Origin of the sequence: Arenimonas terrae, from assembly GCF_006265115.1 — a bacterium.
Taxonomy (GTDB): Bacteria; Pseudomonadota; Gammaproteobacteria; order Xanthomonadales; family Xanthomonadaceae; genus Arenimonas; species Arenimonas terrae.
This window is the reverse complement of the sequence record NZ_SMDR01000001.1, coordinates 1,588,274-1,603,073: the sequence shown is the minus strand read 5'-3', so window position 1 is coordinate 1,603,073 and position 14,800 is coordinate 1,588,274. Positions and strand designations below refer to the sequence as shown.

At 69.6% G+C, this 14,800-nt stretch carries 9 protein-coding genes; 6 read left to right on the top strand and 3 right to left on the bottom strand.

Going from position 1 to position 14,800, the window contains the following annotated elements; all coding sequences use genetic code 11:
* Nucleotides 1-36 precede the first annotated feature (36 nt).
* The 5 genes from E1B00_RS07640 to E1B00_RS15585 all read left to right on the top strand — a co-directional run bounded on the left by E1B00_RS07640 (nt 37) and on the right by E1B00_RS15585 (nt 11,565).
* Nucleotides 37-2,064, top strand: a complete 2,028-nt coding sequence (locus tag E1B00_RS07640) for a DUF1302 domain-containing protein (RefSeq protein ID WP_139447221.1) — start codon at nt 37-39, stop codon at nt 2,062-2,064.
* 19 nt (nt 2,065-2,083) lie between these two features.
* Nucleotides 2,084-3,448, top strand: coding sequence for a DUF1329 domain-containing protein (locus E1B00_RS07635; protein WP_139447219.1), 1,365 nt, complete (start codon nt 2,084-2,086; stop codon nt 3,446-3,448).
* A gap of 88 nt (nt 3,449-3,536) precedes the next feature.
* Nucleotides 3,537-4,757: a WD40/YVTN/BNR-like repeat-containing protein gene (locus tag E1B00_RS07630; protein ID WP_139447217.1), complete on the top strand. Its 1,221-nt coding sequence runs from the start codon at nt 3,537-3,539 to the stop codon at nt 4,755-4,757.
* 10 nt (nt 4,758-4,767) lie between these two features.
* Nucleotides 4,768-7,263, top strand: a complete 2,496-nt coding sequence (locus E1B00_RS07625) for an efflux RND transporter permease subunit (RefSeq protein ID WP_139447215.1) — start codon at nt 4,768-4,770, stop codon at nt 7,261-7,263.
* Between the two features lie 99 nt (nt 7,264-7,362).
* Nucleotides 7,363-11,565: a S8 family serine peptidase gene (locus E1B00_RS15585; RefSeq protein WP_176693156.1), complete on the top strand. Its 4,203-nt coding sequence runs from the start codon at nt 7,363-7,365 to the stop codon at nt 11,563-11,565.
* Between the two features lie 90 nt (nt 11,566-11,655).
* Here E1B00_RS15585 and E1B00_RS07615 read toward each other — a convergent pair whose 3' ends face one another.
* Nucleotides 11,656-12,543, bottom strand: coding sequence for a DMT family transporter (locus E1B00_RS07615; protein WP_139447213.1), 888 nt, complete (start codon nt 12,541-12,543; stop codon nt 11,656-11,658).
* A gap of 126 nt (nt 12,544-12,669) precedes the next feature.
* On the opposite strand from E1B00_RS07615, the gene E1B00_RS07610 reads away from it, so the two are divergent.
* Nucleotides 12,670-13,173, top strand: a complete 504-nt coding sequence (locus tag E1B00_RS07610; RefSeq protein WP_139447211.1) for a hypothetical protein — start codon at nt 12,670-12,672, stop codon at nt 13,171-13,173.
* A gap of 51 nt (nt 13,174-13,224) precedes the next feature.
* On the opposite strand, the gene E1B00_RS07605 is transcribed toward E1B00_RS07610, so the two are convergent.
* Together E1B00_RS07605 and E1B00_RS07600 are read right to left on the bottom strand one after the other, a co-directional pair.
* Nucleotides 13,225-13,728 carry an Mpo1 family 2-hydroxy fatty acid dioxygenase gene (locus tag E1B00_RS07605; protein ID WP_139447209.1) on the bottom strand — a complete coding sequence of 168 codons (504 nt, stop codon included), beginning with the start codon at nt 13,726-13,728 and terminating at the stop codon, nt 13,225-13,227.
* Nucleotides 13,729-13,786: 58 nt separating this feature from the next.
* Nucleotides 13,787-14,683 carry a phosphoribosylaminoimidazolesuccinocarboxamide synthase gene (locus E1B00_RS07600; protein ID WP_139447207.1) on the bottom strand — a complete coding sequence of 299 codons (897 nt, stop codon included), beginning with the start codon at nt 14,681-14,683 and terminating at the stop codon, nt 13,787-13,789.
* Nucleotides 14,684-14,800 lie beyond the last annotated feature (117 nt).

The window sequence follows — 14,800 nt, the reverse complement described above, 5'->3', positions numbered from 1 at the left end:
AATTCCGCACGCACGCACTGACCCGAGGAAGCACCCATGAAGAAACTGCACGCACACCACGGGCTGGTCGCTCGTGCCCCGCTCGCCGCCGCCGTCGCGCTCGGCCTGCTGATGGCCCCGGCCGCACAGGCCTTCGAGTTCTCCCGCGGCGAGCTGACCGGCAGCCTGGACACCACCGTGTCCTATGGCTACTCCTGGCGCGTCGACGAGCAGGATCCGAACCTGATCGCCAAGTCCTGGTTCAACCCGCTGCTGTGCACGCAGAACGTCCCGCTGGGCGCCATTCCGGTCGGTCCCGGCCGCTGCACCAGCACCGGCGGCGTGCCGGGCTCGCCGACCCAGATCGCGGCCCCGGGCCGCTTCTCGGCCAACCGTGACGACGGCAACCTCAAGTACGACGAGGGCGATGCGATCTCCAGCGCCGTCAAGATCACCTCCGAGCTGAGCCTGAACTGGCGCAGCTGGGGCGCCTTCATGCGCGCCACGTATTTCCACGACTTCGAGAACGAAGGCCGCGACGACCTGACCGAAATCGCCCAGGACCGCATCGGCCAGCGTTTCCGCATGCTCGACGCGTTCGTGTTCAAGGATTTCACCCTGGGTGACGACGGCGCCCTCGGCGGCACAGTGCGCGTCGGCCGCCAGGTGGTGAGCTGGGGCGAGGGCACCTTCATCCAGAACGGCATCAACGTCATCAACCCGGTCGACCTGTCCGCGCTGCGCGTGGCCGGCGCCGAGCTGAAGGAAGCCTTCCTGCCGATCGACATGGCCTGGGGCTCGATCAACCTCTCCGAGAACGTCGCCCTCGAGGCGCTGTACATGTTCGAGTTCGAAGAGATCGAAGTCGACGCCGCCGGCACCTACTTCAGCGCCAACGATTTCGGCACCCCGGGCGGCACCTACGTGATGCTGGGCTTCGGCACCACGCCGCAGCCGGTCTACAACCCGGAGCGTTTCTTCAGCACCTGCTATGCCGGCCCGGCCGGCTACGCGACCTCGGACCGCTTCGCCGATCTGTCGGCGCAGTACGGCGCCGCCACCGCGGCCCAGATCATCGCCATCGGCTGCGGCAACGCCGTCGGCCGCATCGAGGACCGCGCCGCGCGTGACGACGGCCAGTTCGGCCTGGCCCTGCGCTGGTACGCGGAGGCCCTGAACGAAACCGAGTTCGGCTTCTACTTCCTGAACTACCACAGCCGCGTGCCGCTGCTCTCGGGCCGCGCCGTCAACAATCCGGCGGTGGGCGCCGCCAGCGGCCGCTTCTTCGTCGAGTATCCGGAAGACATCCAGATGTTCGGCGTGAGCTGGAACACCACGCTGCCCGGCGGCGTCGCCTGGCAGGGCGAGATCAGCCACCGCCCGAACGCGCCGCTGCAGGTCGACGACGTCGAACTGCTGTACGCCGCGCTCAGCCCGCTCAACCCCTTCATCCCGGTGCCGGCGCTGAAGTTCAACAGCCAGCTCGGCCAGTACGCGCTGGGCCAGGAAGTGCGCGGCTGGCGCGAGCACGAGATGAGCCAGCTGCAGATGACCTTCACCAAGGCCTTCGCCCAGGTGCTGGGTGCCGACCAGATCGCCGTGGTCGCCGAAGTCGGCGCCACCGAGGTCTGGGATCTGCCGTCGCATTCCGAGCTGCGTTACGAAGGCGAAGGCACCGACACCGGCGGCGGCTGCGACGTCGCCGATTCGCTGGCGGGCGGTTTCCCGGGCCCCGGCGCCCTGCTGTTCGGCTGCATGCGCAACCCGCAGACCCTGACCGGCGGTTTCCCGACGGCGTTCTCGTGGGGCTACCGCCTCGCCGCGCGCGCCGACTACGCCAGCGCCTTCGGCACGCCGTTCACGCTGTCTCCGCGCCTGGCGTTCAACCATGACGTGAGCGGCACGACCCCGGGACCGGGCGGCAACTTCCTCGAAGACCGCAAGTCGCTCACGCTGGGCGTCGAAGCCAACTACCTCAACCAGTGGATCTTCGACCTGAGCTACACCCGTTTCAGCGGCGCCGAGCAGTTCAACCAGATCCACGACCGCGACTTCGCGTCGTTCACCGTGAAGTATTCGTTCTGAAGCCACAGGGAGGCAGAGGATGAAAATCAACAAGAAGCACGCCTTGACCGTTTTGGTCGGGGCCGCGGTACTCGCCACCGGCATGGCTCAGGCCGCGGTCAGCGCCCAGGAAGCGGCGAAACTCGGCACCACGCTCACCCCGGTGGGCGCCGAGAAGGCCGGCAACGCGGCCGGCACGATCCCGGCCTGGGAAGGCGGCATCGTCCGCCCGCCCGCGGGTTTCCGCGTCGGCACCTTCCACCTGGATCCGTTCGCGGCCGACAAGCCGCTGTACTCGGTGACGCGCGCCAACCAGGCCACCTACGCCAACGTGCTCACGGCCGGCCAGAAGGCGATGTTCGCCAAGTACCCGACCTTCCGCATGGACGTGTACCCGACCCGCCGCAGCGCCTCGTTCCCGCAGCGCACGTACGAATTCTCCAAGCGCAACGCCACGCAGTGCCGCCTGGTGGCGGACGGCGAGGGCATCCAGAACTGCGCCGAGGGCATTCCGTTCCCGATCCCGCAGAACGCCTACGAGGTCATCTGGAACCACAAGCTCAAGTACAAGGGCCTGTCGGTGAGCAGCTACTCGAACCAGGCGGCGCCGACCGCCGGCGGTGCGTTCACGCTGATCAAGCTGCGCGAGGAGATCCTGGGCCTGTACTACAAGCCGGGCAACACCACCGAGAACATCAACAACATCCTGCTGTACTTCAAGCAGGAAGTGCTCGGTCCGGCGCGCCTGGCCGGCCAGGTGCTGCTGGTGCACGAAACGCTGAACGCCAAGGCGGCTCCGCGCCAGGCGTGGGTGTACAACCCGGGCCAGCGCCGCGTGCGCCGCGCCCCGAACGTCGCCTACGACAACCCGGGCACCGCGTCCGACGGCCTGCGCACCAATGACATGACCGACATGTTCAACGGCGCGATGGACCGCTTCACCTGGACCCTGGTCGGCAAGAAGGAAATGCTGGTCCCGTACAACTCGTACCGGGCCCATTCCGACAAGACCAAGGTGCGCGACCTGATCCGCCCGGGCCACCTCAACCCCGACTTCATGCGCTACGAGCTGCACCGCGTGTGGGTGGTCGAGGCCAAGCTCAAGGCCGGCCAGCGCCACATCAACAGCCGTCGCACCTTCTACATCGACGAAGACAGCTGGCAGATCCTGCTGATGGACCACTACGACGGCCAGGGCAACCTGTGGCGTTATTCGGATGCGCCGTCGGTGAACTACTACGAGGTGCCGACCTTCTGGTCCACCCTCGAGACCCACCACGACCTCAAGTCCGGCCGCTACATCACCATGCTGCTCGACAACGAGGACAAGCCGCGCGACTTCGGTTACCAGAGCACTCCGGCGAACTACTCGCCGCAGAACCTGCGCACCGCAGGCGTCCGCTGATCCGAAGCACTTGAACCAACCAGCCGCGCCCGAAAGGGCGCGGCTGCGTTCCAGGCCCCCCGCGTGCCGGGCCATGGAGGAGGAAACGATGCCCAGAACCCCGATTCGCAGCACGCGCCTTTACGGTGCCCTGTTGTTGGCCTTGGCCCTGCCGCTTGCGGCGCAGTCGCCCGAAGACGAAGCCACGACCGACGACCCGGCGGCCCATGCCGCCGAAGCGCCGCCCGCCGACGCGGCCCCGCTGGACGCGACCGCGGAAACGCCGGTCGAAGCACCCGCCGAAGCGGCCCGTCCCGCCCCGACCGACCCCGCCCTGCTCGACGCCGAGATCATGCCGCGTGCCGGCCGCTCGATGCTGCTCGATGCCGTGCGCACCAATTCCGGTTACTTCGCCGTCGGCGAACGTGGCCACGTGCTGGTTTCCGAGGACGGCCAGTCCTGGAAGCAGGCCGCCATCCCCACCCGCGCCACCCTCACCTCGATCGCCACCGCCGACGGCATGCTCTGGGCCGCCGGCCATGACGGCGTGATCGTGCATTCCACCGACGGCGGCCAGACCTGGGCCCGACGCCGCGCCGCGCCCTGGAGCTACGACATCGTCGACCCCAGCGAAGGCGTGCCGGTGCTGGACCTGCTGTTCACCGACGCCACCCACGGCTTCGCCATCGGCGCTTACAGCCTGATGCTGGTCACCACCGACGGCGGCGTCACCTGGACCGCGCGCAGCGTGCTGGGCGACAGCGCCGCCGATGCGGCGCCCGTCGCGGAAACGCCTGCCGCCGAAGAGGGCGACGACTGGACCTTCGACGAATCCGACCTGGCGCTGGACGCCGAGTCCGACCCGCACCTCAACGCGATGGCCCGCGCCGGCTCCGGCGCCCTGGTCATCGCCGGCGAGCGCGGCACCTTCCTGCGCTCGCGCGACAACGGCGAGACCTGGGAGAGCAAGCGTCTGCCCTACGAGGGTTCGATGTTCGGCGTGCTGGCCTGGGACGGCGACCACATCCTGGTCTTCGGCCTGCGCGGCAACGTCTACGAATCCCAGGATCTCGGCGACAGCTGGACCCGCGTCGAAACCGGCGTCGGCACCAGCCTGATGGGCGGCACCGCACTGCCCAACGGCGGTGCCGTCCTGGTCGGCGCCAACGGCGTGGTGCTGCACCGCGCCGACGGCTCGGCGCCGTTCGCGGCGACCACGTTCCAGACCGCGACCGGCGAAACGCCGCTGCTGTCGGGCGTGCTCCCCGCCGGCGACGCCGGTTACCTCGTGATCGGCGACAAGGGCGCCGACCTGTACCGCCCGCAGTGACGGAGATCCAATGAGCCTGCCCAACAGCCAACCCGGCCCGTTCGCCCGCTTTGCCGAGAACCTCGTTTTCGGCAACCGGCCGCTCATCCTCATCGTCTTCGCGGCGGTCACCCTGGCGATGCTGTACTTCGCCAGCCAGCTGAAGGTGGACGCCGGCTTCAAGAAGCAGGTGCCGCTGCAGCACGAGTACATGCAGACCTTCCAGGATTACGAGCTCGAGTTCGGCGGCGCCAACCGCGTGCTCGTGGCCGTGATCGCCAAGGACGGCGACATGTTCGACCAGGACTTCATGAAGACCCTGGAGAACGTCACCAACGAGGTCATCAACCTCGACTCCACCGACGACGCCCGTTCGCGTTCGCTGTTCACGCCCAACGTGCGCTTCATCGAGGTGGTCGAGGACGGCCTGTCCGGCGGCAACGTCATTCCGCAGACCTTCACCCCGAACGTCGAGGGCTTCCAGTCCGTGCCGGAAGACTTCGAAGCCATCCGCGGCAACATCGTCAAGGCCAACATCGTCGGCCGGCTGGTGGCCAAGGACTGGTCCGGCGCGATGATCTGGGCCGACCTGATCCCGGAGAGCGCCACCAACAAGGTCGACTACCAGCAGGTCGCCGACCAGTTCGAGGCGATCCGTACCAAGTACGAAGACGCCAACCACACCGTCCACATCATCGGTTTCGCCAAGGTTGTCGGCGACATCAGCGACGGCGCGCGTTCGGTGATCAAGTTCTTCGCGCTCACCATCGCCTTCACCTGGCTGCTGCTGTTCCTGTATTCGACCTCGGGCAAGCTGGCCAGCCTCACGGTCGCCGCGGCCCTGGTGTCGGTGGTGTGGATGCTGGGCGCCCTGAAGCTGATGGGCTTCGGCATCGATCCGATGAACATGCTGACGCCGTTCCTGATCTTCGCGATCGCGGTCAGCCACGGCGAGCAGATGATCAACCGCTTCCGCGGCGAGATCTTCTTCGGCGGCCTGGAAGAGGGCACGGTCGAGGAGCTGCGCGCACGCGCCAAGGATGCCGTCGAGCCGCTCGAGGCCGCGCGCCTGTCCTTCCGCATGCTGCTGATCCCGGGCACCGTGGCCCTGCTGGCCGGCTGCATCGGCTTCGCCGCGATCATGGTCATCCCGATCGCGATGGTGCGCGAACTGGCGATCACCGCCACCGTCGGCGTCGCCCTGACCATCCTCACCGACCTGGTGCTGCTGCCGGTGCTGCTCAGCTACACCAGGCTGCGCAACCTCGACCGCAAGCGCGAGTTCCGCCTGCGCCAGCTCACCCGCTTCGACCGCATCTGGGCCGCGCTGTCCAAGCTGTCCAAGCCCGGCGCCGCCGGCGCGGTGATCCTGGTCGGCCTGGTGGTGTGGTTCTTCGCCTGGCAGCACGGCAACAAGGTGATGATCGGCGACGCCCAGAAGGGCGTGGCCGAGCTGCGCCCGGAAGCGCGCTACAACCAGGACGCGCTGCTGATCGCCGAGAAGTTCTCGCTGGGCGTGGACATGCTCAATGTCATCGCCGAAGCCGGCCCCTCGGCCTGCACCACCAGCTTCGCGGCGATGGAGACCATCGACCGCTTCGCCTGGCACATGGAGAACGTCGAGGGCGTCGAGCAGGTCATCACGCTGCCGGCCATGGCCAAGATCGTCAACGCCGGCTGGAACGACGGTTCAGTGCGCTGGCGCGTGCTGCCGCGCGATCCGGACACGCTGCGCCAGGCCACCCAGAGCTTCGAGACCGACTCGGGCCTGCTCAACGCCGACTGCAGCGCGATGCCGGTCACCATCTTCACCTCCGACCACCAGGCCACCACCATCGACCGCGTGGTCGCGGCGGTGAAGGAGTTCCGCGAGAAGAACGACGCCTTCACGCCGGGCAACCTGCAGCGGAAGCTCGCCGCGGAAGCCGCCGAAAATCCCGACTTCACCAGCGACCAGGTCAACCTGCGCCTGGGCACCGGCAATATCGGCGTGGCCGCGGCCACCAACGACACGGTGCGGGCCTCCGAGCACACCATCCTGTACCTGCTGTACGCAGCGGTGTTCCTGATGTGCTGGCTCAGCTTCCGCAACCCGCTGGCCGCGCTCTGCGTCCTGGCGCCGCTGGTGCTGGTGACCGAGCTGGGCCATTCGCTGATGGTCGAGCTCGACATCGGCATGAAAGTGAACACGCTGTGCGTGGTGGCCCTGGGCGTGGGCATCGGCGTGGACTACGGCATCTACATCTTCGCGCGCATGCGCGAGGCGATGCAGCAGGGCCGCACCCTGTCGGAGAGCTACTTCATCGCGCTCAAGACCACGGGCATCGCGATCTTCTACACCGCGCTGACCCTGGCGGTGGGCGTGGCGATGTGGATCTTCTCGGACCTGAAGTTCCAGGCCGACATGGGCATCATGCTGACCTTCATGTTCGTGGTGAACATGATCGCCGCCATCATCTTCCTGCCGGCCCTGTGCCGCTGGTTCCTGCGCCCGCGCGAGAAGGATGACTGGACGCCCAAGCTTTAATCGATCTAGGCTTCGGGCAGGCCGGGCCTGCACCAGAAGGGCGCCCCTCGGGGCGCCCTTTTTTTTCGCGGGGCGGCGACTTCCAGAGAGGCCCTGCCCATGCTGCGTTCTTCCCCGCTGCTGCTTTCTCTCGCGATCGCGCTGGCCCTGCCCGCCGGCCAGGCCGCGCACGCGGCCGACGCTCCCGCAGCGGCGGACGAACGCAGCGTCTACATCGTTGTGTTCGAAGAACCGGCGGTCGCGGAGTTCCGCGGTTTCGCCGCCACCGACAAGCAGCGACCGGGCCTGAAGCCCACCGCGCCCGCAGCCACCGGTGCCGGCCGCCTCGACCCGCGCAGCGAGGCGGTGGCCGCCTACCGCGACTATCTCGGCGGCATGCGCCGCATCCGCCTGGGCGATGCCTCCGCCCGCATCGGCCGCGCGCTGGCGCCGCGGTTCGTCTACGACTTCGCGCTCAATGGCGTGGCGGTGGAACTTTCGGCCGCGGAGGCCGCGACCCTGGCTTCGCAGCCGGGCATCCGGCGCGTGCAGCGCGAATTCGTGCACCGTCCGATGACCGACCGCGGCCCGGCCTGGGTGCAGGCGCCGGCGGTCTGGGACGGCACCGCCACCGGCACGGCGCGCCGCGGCGAGGGCGCGGTCGTGGGCATCGTCGACACCGGCGTGCGCGCCACGCACGCCAGCTTCGCCGCGGTCTCGGCCCTCGACGGCTACGCGCACGCCAATCCGCGCGGCGTTTTCCTCGGAAACTCAGGCACCGGCAGCACGCCGGCGCCCAAGAACAACAAACTCATCGGCGTCTGGGACTTCACCCTGGGCACGGGCGATGCCGAGGCCAACGACGGCGGCGACCTCGACGGCCACGGCACCCACGTCGCGGCCACGGTCGCCGGCAATCCGGTGGACTTCACGGCCGGTGTCTATTCGGCCCGGATGTCGGGCGTCGCGCCGCGCGCCAACCTGGTGTCCTACAAGGCCTGCGAACTCGAGGCGCTGTGCCGCGGCTCCTGGACCCTGGCGGCCATCAACCAGGCCATCGCCGACCAGGTCGACGTCATCAACTATTCGATCGGCGGCGACGCCGAGGACCCGTGGCTGCGCTTCGGCGGCACGCCGACCGCCGACGATTCCGCCGAGGCCATGCTCAACGCCCGCGCGGCCGGCATCACCGTGGTGGTCGCCGCCGGCAACGACGGCCCGCAGCCGGGAACGCTCAACAGCCCGGGCAATTCGCCCTGGGTGGTCGGCGTGGCGGCCGTCAGCCACGACCGCGCGGTGATCAACACCCTGACCGGCCTGGCCGGGGCCGGTACGCCGCCGGGCGGGGGCAGCCTGGTCGGATCGGGCAATACCAACCTGGGCACGGGCACCGCCCTGGTCCCCATCGTCCGCGACCCGGCGCATCCCTACTGCGCGGCCGGCAGCAATCCCGGCGCCTCGCCGCCCACCGGCGCGACCCTGCCGCCAACCTGGACCCCGACCACCTTCAGCGGAATGATCGTCGTCTGCGAGCGCGCGACCGTGCACCCGGTCGGTTATGCGCGGGTGGAGATGGCCCACAACGTCCAGCAGGCCGGCGGCGTCGGCATGATCCTGCTCAACCAGGACGGCGACGGCCTGAGCACGGTCGCGGACAGCTATGTGATCCCGATGGTCCATCTCTCGGCGACCGATTCGCAGGCGATGCGCGCCTGGCTGGATTCGGGCAGTGGCCAGGTCGGGCGGCTGACCGGGGCGATGACGCAGACCGCGCCTTCGTTCGGCGATCGCCTGGCCAGTTTCAGCGGCCGCGGGCCGGTGCCGGCGATGGGCGTGCTCAAGCCCGACGTCGCGGCGCCGGGCGTGTCGATCTACGCAGCCGGCATCACCTCGGACAGCAGCGTGGCGGTGAAGGGCGGCACATCGATGGCGTCGCCGCACGTGGCCGGCGCTGCGGCCCTGCTGCGCTCGCTCAATCCCGCGCTCACGCCGAGCCAGATCGGATCCGCCCTGGTGATGACCGCGCGCGATTCGGTGCTGCTGCCCAGCGCCGCACCGGCCACACCGCACGACCAGGGCGCGGGCACCATCGACGTGGCCCGCGCGTCCCGCGCCGGCCTCTACCTCGAGGCCACGGCGGCGGAGTTCCGCGCCGCCCGGTCCACCACCGCGCACACCCTGAACCTGCCGGCCATCGCCAGCCAGCGCTGCTTCGAGACCTGCACCCTGAGCCGCCGCTTCCGGCTGATGCCGGGCGTGGCCAGCGGCCAGTACAGCATCAGCGTCGACATGCCGGTCGGCACCTCGGCCACGCCGAGCGTATCGGCACTGAGCCTGAGCGGCGTCGGCACCGCCACGCTGGATCTCACCTTCGACGTCGCCGCGCTCGCCAACCAGTGGGTCTACGGCCGGCTGAACCTGGTCAACACCTCGGGCGATGGCCGGCCCGACCTGCACCTGCCGATCGCGATCTATTCCGATCCCTTCCAGAGCGGCAATGCGCCGGCCGACGTCGAGCGGACCGTCACGCTCGAGCGCGGCCATTTCGACGTCGTCCTGTCTGGGATGGTCGCGATGCCGGACGCACGTTTCATCGCCTCCGACCTGGTGGAGCCGGTCACCCGGAACGCGAGCCTGGGCCAGGACCTGACCTCGGACCCCTACGACGACCTGAGCGTCATCGAGATCAATCCCAAGAACGTGCGCTACACCGGCACGGTGCCGGCGAGCGGCGCGCAAGGCGCGGTCGACTACCGCGTGCGCACCGCCATCACCTCGCCGGCACCGGACCTGGACCTGTTCATCGGCCTGGATACGAACGGCGACGGCCTGCCCAGCCTGGCCGAAGAGCTGTGCCGCGCCACCGGCCCGACGGCGATCGAGCAGTGCGCGTTCACCGTGCGCTCGCGCAGCACGCCGCAGACCTACTGGGTGCTGGTCCAGGGCAGCAATGTCGGCGGCGGCCTCCAGACCGTGGCCGCCGAGTCCAGTGCGATCCCCTTGGACGCCGGATCGCCGCGCGGCCTCGTCGCCACCGGGCCCGGCATGACCGACAGCACCGAGGCATTCACGCTCCGCCTGGGTTATGACGCCCCGGGCCTGGTCGCTGGCGCACGCCGGGTCGGCGTCGTGACGATCCAGTCGCGCGAGGGCAACACGATCGCCGAGTTGCCGGTGGGCCTGGTCCGCTCCGGCAGCGGCGTCGCGCCGTTCGCGCTCGCGGACAACGTAGGGCGCAGGCTGACGCTGCCGGCCGGAACGGCCCAGGACCGCCTGTTCTTCGACGTGCCGCCGCACGCGACCGAAGTGGTCTTCCGCACGCAGAGCGCCGCCAATGTCGACCTGTACGTGGCGCGCGTCGCCAATGGCGCGGCGAGCGCCGATTCGACCATCGCCCCAGCGCCGGCGCGCGCGCAGGCGAGCGCTTCCGCGACTACGGCCAGCGGCGACGAGACGATCACGCTGAGCGGTGCCGCCCTGTCCGCGGGCCGCTGGTACGTGACGCCGGTCAACGGCTCGGGCGCCGCCGCCGACGTCATCGTGACCGCGCAGGTCAGCGCCAGCGGCGCGCGGCCGGGCTTCCGCGCCGGTCACTACTTCAATCCCGCGCGCTCGGGCCACGGCGCCTTCATCGACTTCGCGGGGCCCGCCGGCAATCCCGACCAGTGGCTGATGGTCTGGTACACCTATCTCGAGGACGGCACGCCGACCTGGTACTACACGCAGGGCGCGTCGCCTGGCGCCGACGGCATCTTCCGCGGCGACCTGATGCGCGTGGTCTGGAACGGCAGCGCCAGCCACGCCACCGACGTCGGCGACGTCAGCCTGACCGAGCTGGGCGCCGAGAGCGTCGCCTTCAGCTACAACCTCGACGGCAGCAGCGGTTCGGAAACCCTGTCGCGGCTCGGCGCCGGCGGCGGCTGCGCGACCTTCAATGCCCAGCCGCTGGACGTGTCCGGCCACTGGTACTCGCCGAGCCTGTCCGGCTTCGGCTACAGCTACCAGGTGATCGGCGGGGCGTCGCCGCAGGAAGTGTTCGTGCCCTACGTCTACGACGGCAACGGCTTCCCGCGCTGGGTCTACGGCCAGCGCGCCTTCGATGGCGGCGCTTCGGCGCTGACGCTGCAGTGGTTCGACGGCTTCTGCCCGACCTGCGCGGCGTCGGGCCTGGTGCCTTCCGCCGCCGGTTCCGGAACCCGCAGCCTGGTGACCAATGGTGTCGGCGCCATGTCCAGCAGTCTCGTGTTCACCGGCGCGCTCTCCGGTGCCTGGAACCAGTCGCGGCCGGTGGCCCTGCTGTCGCAGCCCAAGTCCTGCGACTGAGGGCCCGATGGGGCGGGCCTGCCGGAGGCGCCGCGCGCGATCGCGGCGTACGCGCGGCCAGGCACCGCGCCAGCCGGTTCGCGCGCCGGGTCAGACGTCTTCCGCCACCGGCGCCGGTCGCGATGTCGCCTGGCTGCGCAGCGCGATCACCAGGATGCCGGCCAGGGTCATGGCGCCGCCGATCCACAGCTTCGGCCCCGGCCTATCGCCCCAGTAGGCCATGCCCAGGCCGGTGACGAACACTGGCGTCAGCAGCAGCCAGGGCATCACCCTCGCCACCGGGTGGCGTTGGATCAGCGTGTAGTAGATGCCGTGGCCGAACAGTGAGGCGACCACGGCCGCGTAGGCGACGCCGAACCAGGCCGTCGCGCTGAGTCCGCCCAGGCCGGCGAACCCGCCCGGCTCCAGCCACAGGCTCAGGCCCAGCAGCGGGCCGACGCCGATCGCCGCGGTCCAGCCCAGCATGCCGTAGCGGTCCATGCCACCGAGCCCGCGCATCAGCACGGTGCCGACCGCCAGGAAAAACGCCGAGGCGAGCATCAGCCCGAGCGAGGCCGGGTTGTCGAGCACCAGCGGATCGAAGCCCAGCACCAGCACGCCGCCGAAGCTGATGGCGATCGCCGTGCCGGTGCGCCAGGCGAAACGTTCGCCCAGCAGCATCCAGGCCAGCAGCACCGACATCGGGATATAGCTCTGCATCACGATCGCGGGAGACGAGAGGTCGCCGGCCAGCTTCAGCGACCAGAAGCTCAGCCCGAAATGCAGCACGCCCGTGCACAGGCCGATCGCCAGCAGGCGCGGCCACTGGCCCGGCGCCGGCCGCCGAAGCAGGGCGCCGAGCAGCAGCGCAAGCAGCGCCAGGCGCAGGCCGGAAAACAGCAGCGGCGGCATTTCCCGCAGCGCCAGCGCCGAGCACAGGAAGTTGCCGGCCCAGGCCAGGCAGATCAGCAGGGCCAGCAGGATGTCGCGCGGGGGCATCGGCGGGCTCTTGGGGTCGGAGCGGCATTATCGGCCGTCGCGGGAGCGGCGTCTTGCCCCGCCGCCGGGCGTGGGGCAGAGTTCGAGCGCGTTTCGCGCAATCCAAATCGACTGGGGAGAGATTCGATGGACATGGCGGTAGTGGGGGGGATGCTGGTGGGTTTCCTGGTGGCGGCGATCATCGGCCTGCTGTTCGCGGGCCTGGTCCTGAAGTTCTCGGTGCGCCTGGTCGAGGGCTTCTCGCCGGGTTACGGCCGCTCGCTGCTGGTGGTGTTCCTGGCCGCGGTGACTGGTTTCATCGTCAACGTCGTGACCACGATGGTGCTGGGCGTCGGCACGAACATGGCGGCGATGGGCGCCGACGCCGACCCGGCCGCCGCGATGGCGGCGATGGGCAGCAGCATGCTGCTGGTCTGGGGCATCAGCCTGGTGGCGGGCCTGGTGATCAACGCGGCCTTCATCAACCTGCTGATCAAGCACCCCGATGGCCGCGCGATCGGCTTCGGGCGCTCGCTGCTGGTGGCCTTGCTCTACTTGATGGTGATGGTGGTGCTGACGGTCGTGATCAGCATCGTGCTGGGCGTCGTGCTGGGCCTGGGCGCCGCCGGCATGGCCGGCGCGATGGGCTGACGCCCGCCGCCAGGGTTGTCGACGCGGGCGCTTCGGCGCCCGCGTTCTTTTTCAATGCGCCCAGCCGAACTTTCGGTAGAGCTTGTCGAGCGTCCACAGCGGCCCGACCAGCAGGTAACTCAGGTCGGTGAGGAAGCTGGGCTTGCGCCCTTCGATCTTGTGGCCGATGAACTGGCCGATCCACGCGACCACGAACACGCCCAGGGCCAGCCAGCCAAGATTGGCCGCGCCCAGGCGTTCCCACAGCAGCCGGTTGATCACGCCGAAGGCGACGAACACCACCAGCATGCCCAGGGCCAGCGGCCGCGACAGCCGCCAGTACCAGGCCCAGGCCAGGAACATCGCCACCGCCATCCAGGTGCCCGGCTGGGCGAAGGCCGCCGGCACCGGAATGATCCAGAAACCGGCGGTCACCGACCAGACGATGGCCGGCACGCAGATCAGGTGGATCAGCTGGTTGGTCGGATGGACGTGGTCGCCGGAATAGCTGAACAGCCAGCGGTCGATCGGGCGGCGCGGGTCGGGCACGTCCGCGAGGTCGGGTGAAGTCGCCATGGCCGGTCTCCGAAGGGCGGGGATGGACCCATCATAGACCCGGCCCGGGCCCGGAACATCAGTCCAGGCGCAGGTCGGCCAGCCGGTCGAGGGCCTCGGCGTACTTGCGGCGCGTGCCCTCGATCACGTCGGCCGGCACCTTCGGCCCGGGGGCCGTCTTGTTCCAGTCCAGCGTCTCCAGGTAGTCGCGCACGAACTGCTTGTCGTAGCTGGGCGGGCTGATGCCGACCCGGTACTGGTCGGCCGGCCAGAAGCGCGAGCTGTCCGGCGTCAGCATCTCGTCCATCACGTGCAGCACGCCATTTTCGTCCAGGCCGAACTCGAGCTTGGTGTCGGCGATGATGATGCCGCGCTCGGCCGCGTAGGCCGCCGCGAACCGGTAGATCGCCAGCGTCGCGTCGCGCACGTGGCCGGCGAGTTCCGCGCCGACCTTGTCCACGACGGCGTCGAAGCTGACGTTTTCGTCGTGGTCGCCGACGGCGGCCTTGGTCGAAGGCGTGAAGATCGGTTCCGGCAGCTGCTGCGCCTGCTGCAGGCCGGTGGGCAGGGTGATGCCGCAGACTGCGCCGGTCTTCTGGTAGTCCTTCCAGCCGCTGCCGATGAGGTAGCCGCGGGCGATGGCTTCCACCGGCACCGGCTTCAGGCGCTTGGTCACCACCGCGCGGCGCGCATACAGCGCCGGGTCCACGCCGGCCGGCAGCACCGACGCCACGTCCTCGTGGGTGAGGTGGTTGGGCATCAGGTGGGCGGTCTTGTCGAACCAGAAGTTGCTGATCTGGCAGAGCATCTCGCCCTTGCCCGGGATCGGGTCGGGCAGCACCACGTCGAAGGCCGAAAGCCGGTCGGTGGCGACCATCAGCAGGCGGTTGCCCGGCAGCTCGTAGACGTCGCGGACCTTGCCGCGGTGGACCAGGCGCAGGCCGGGCAGGTCGGAGGTATGCAGGGTGGTGGGCACGGCGGGCTCGGGCGAACGGGGCAGGGCGCCATTGTAAGGGCGCGTCCGGCCGCCCGGCACCGGTGGGGGACGGAAGGAGCCGGCGCGCAGGGGCCGGCGCCCGGACTCCGCTGCTAG

Bases quoted from the DNA above. Each gene is read 5' to 3' on its own strand.
- E1B00_RS07640 (WP_139447221.1), top strand. From the start codon at position 37: ATGAAGAAACTGCACGCACACCACGGGCTGGTCGCTCGTGCCCCGCTC.
- E1B00_RS07630 (WP_139447217.1), top strand. From the start codon at position 3,537: ATGCCCAGAACCCCGATTCGCAGCACGCGCCTTTACGGTGCCCTGTTG.
- E1B00_RS07615 (WP_139447213.1), bottom strand. From the start codon at position 12,543: ATGCCCCCGCGCGACATCCTGCTGGCCCTGCTGATCTGCCTGGCCTGG.
- E1B00_RS07605 (WP_139447209.1), bottom strand. From the start codon at position 13,728: ATGGCGACTTCACCCGACCTCGCGGACGTGCCCGACCCGCGCCGCCCG.
- E1B00_RS15585 (WP_176693156.1), top strand. From the start codon at position 7,363: ATGCTGCGTTCTTCCCCGCTGCTGCTTTCTCTCGCGATCGCGCTGGCC.
- E1B00_RS07625 (WP_139447215.1), top strand. From the start codon at position 4,768: ATGAGCCTGCCCAACAGCCAACCCGGCCCGTTCGCCCGCTTTGCCGAG.
- E1B00_RS07610 (WP_139447211.1), top strand. From the start codon at position 12,670: ATGGACATGGCGGTAGTGGGGGGGATGCTGGTGGGTTTCCTGGTGGCG.
- E1B00_RS07635 (WP_139447219.1), top strand. From the start codon at position 2,084: ATGAAAATCAACAAGAAGCACGCCTTGACCGTTTTGGTCGGGGCCGCG.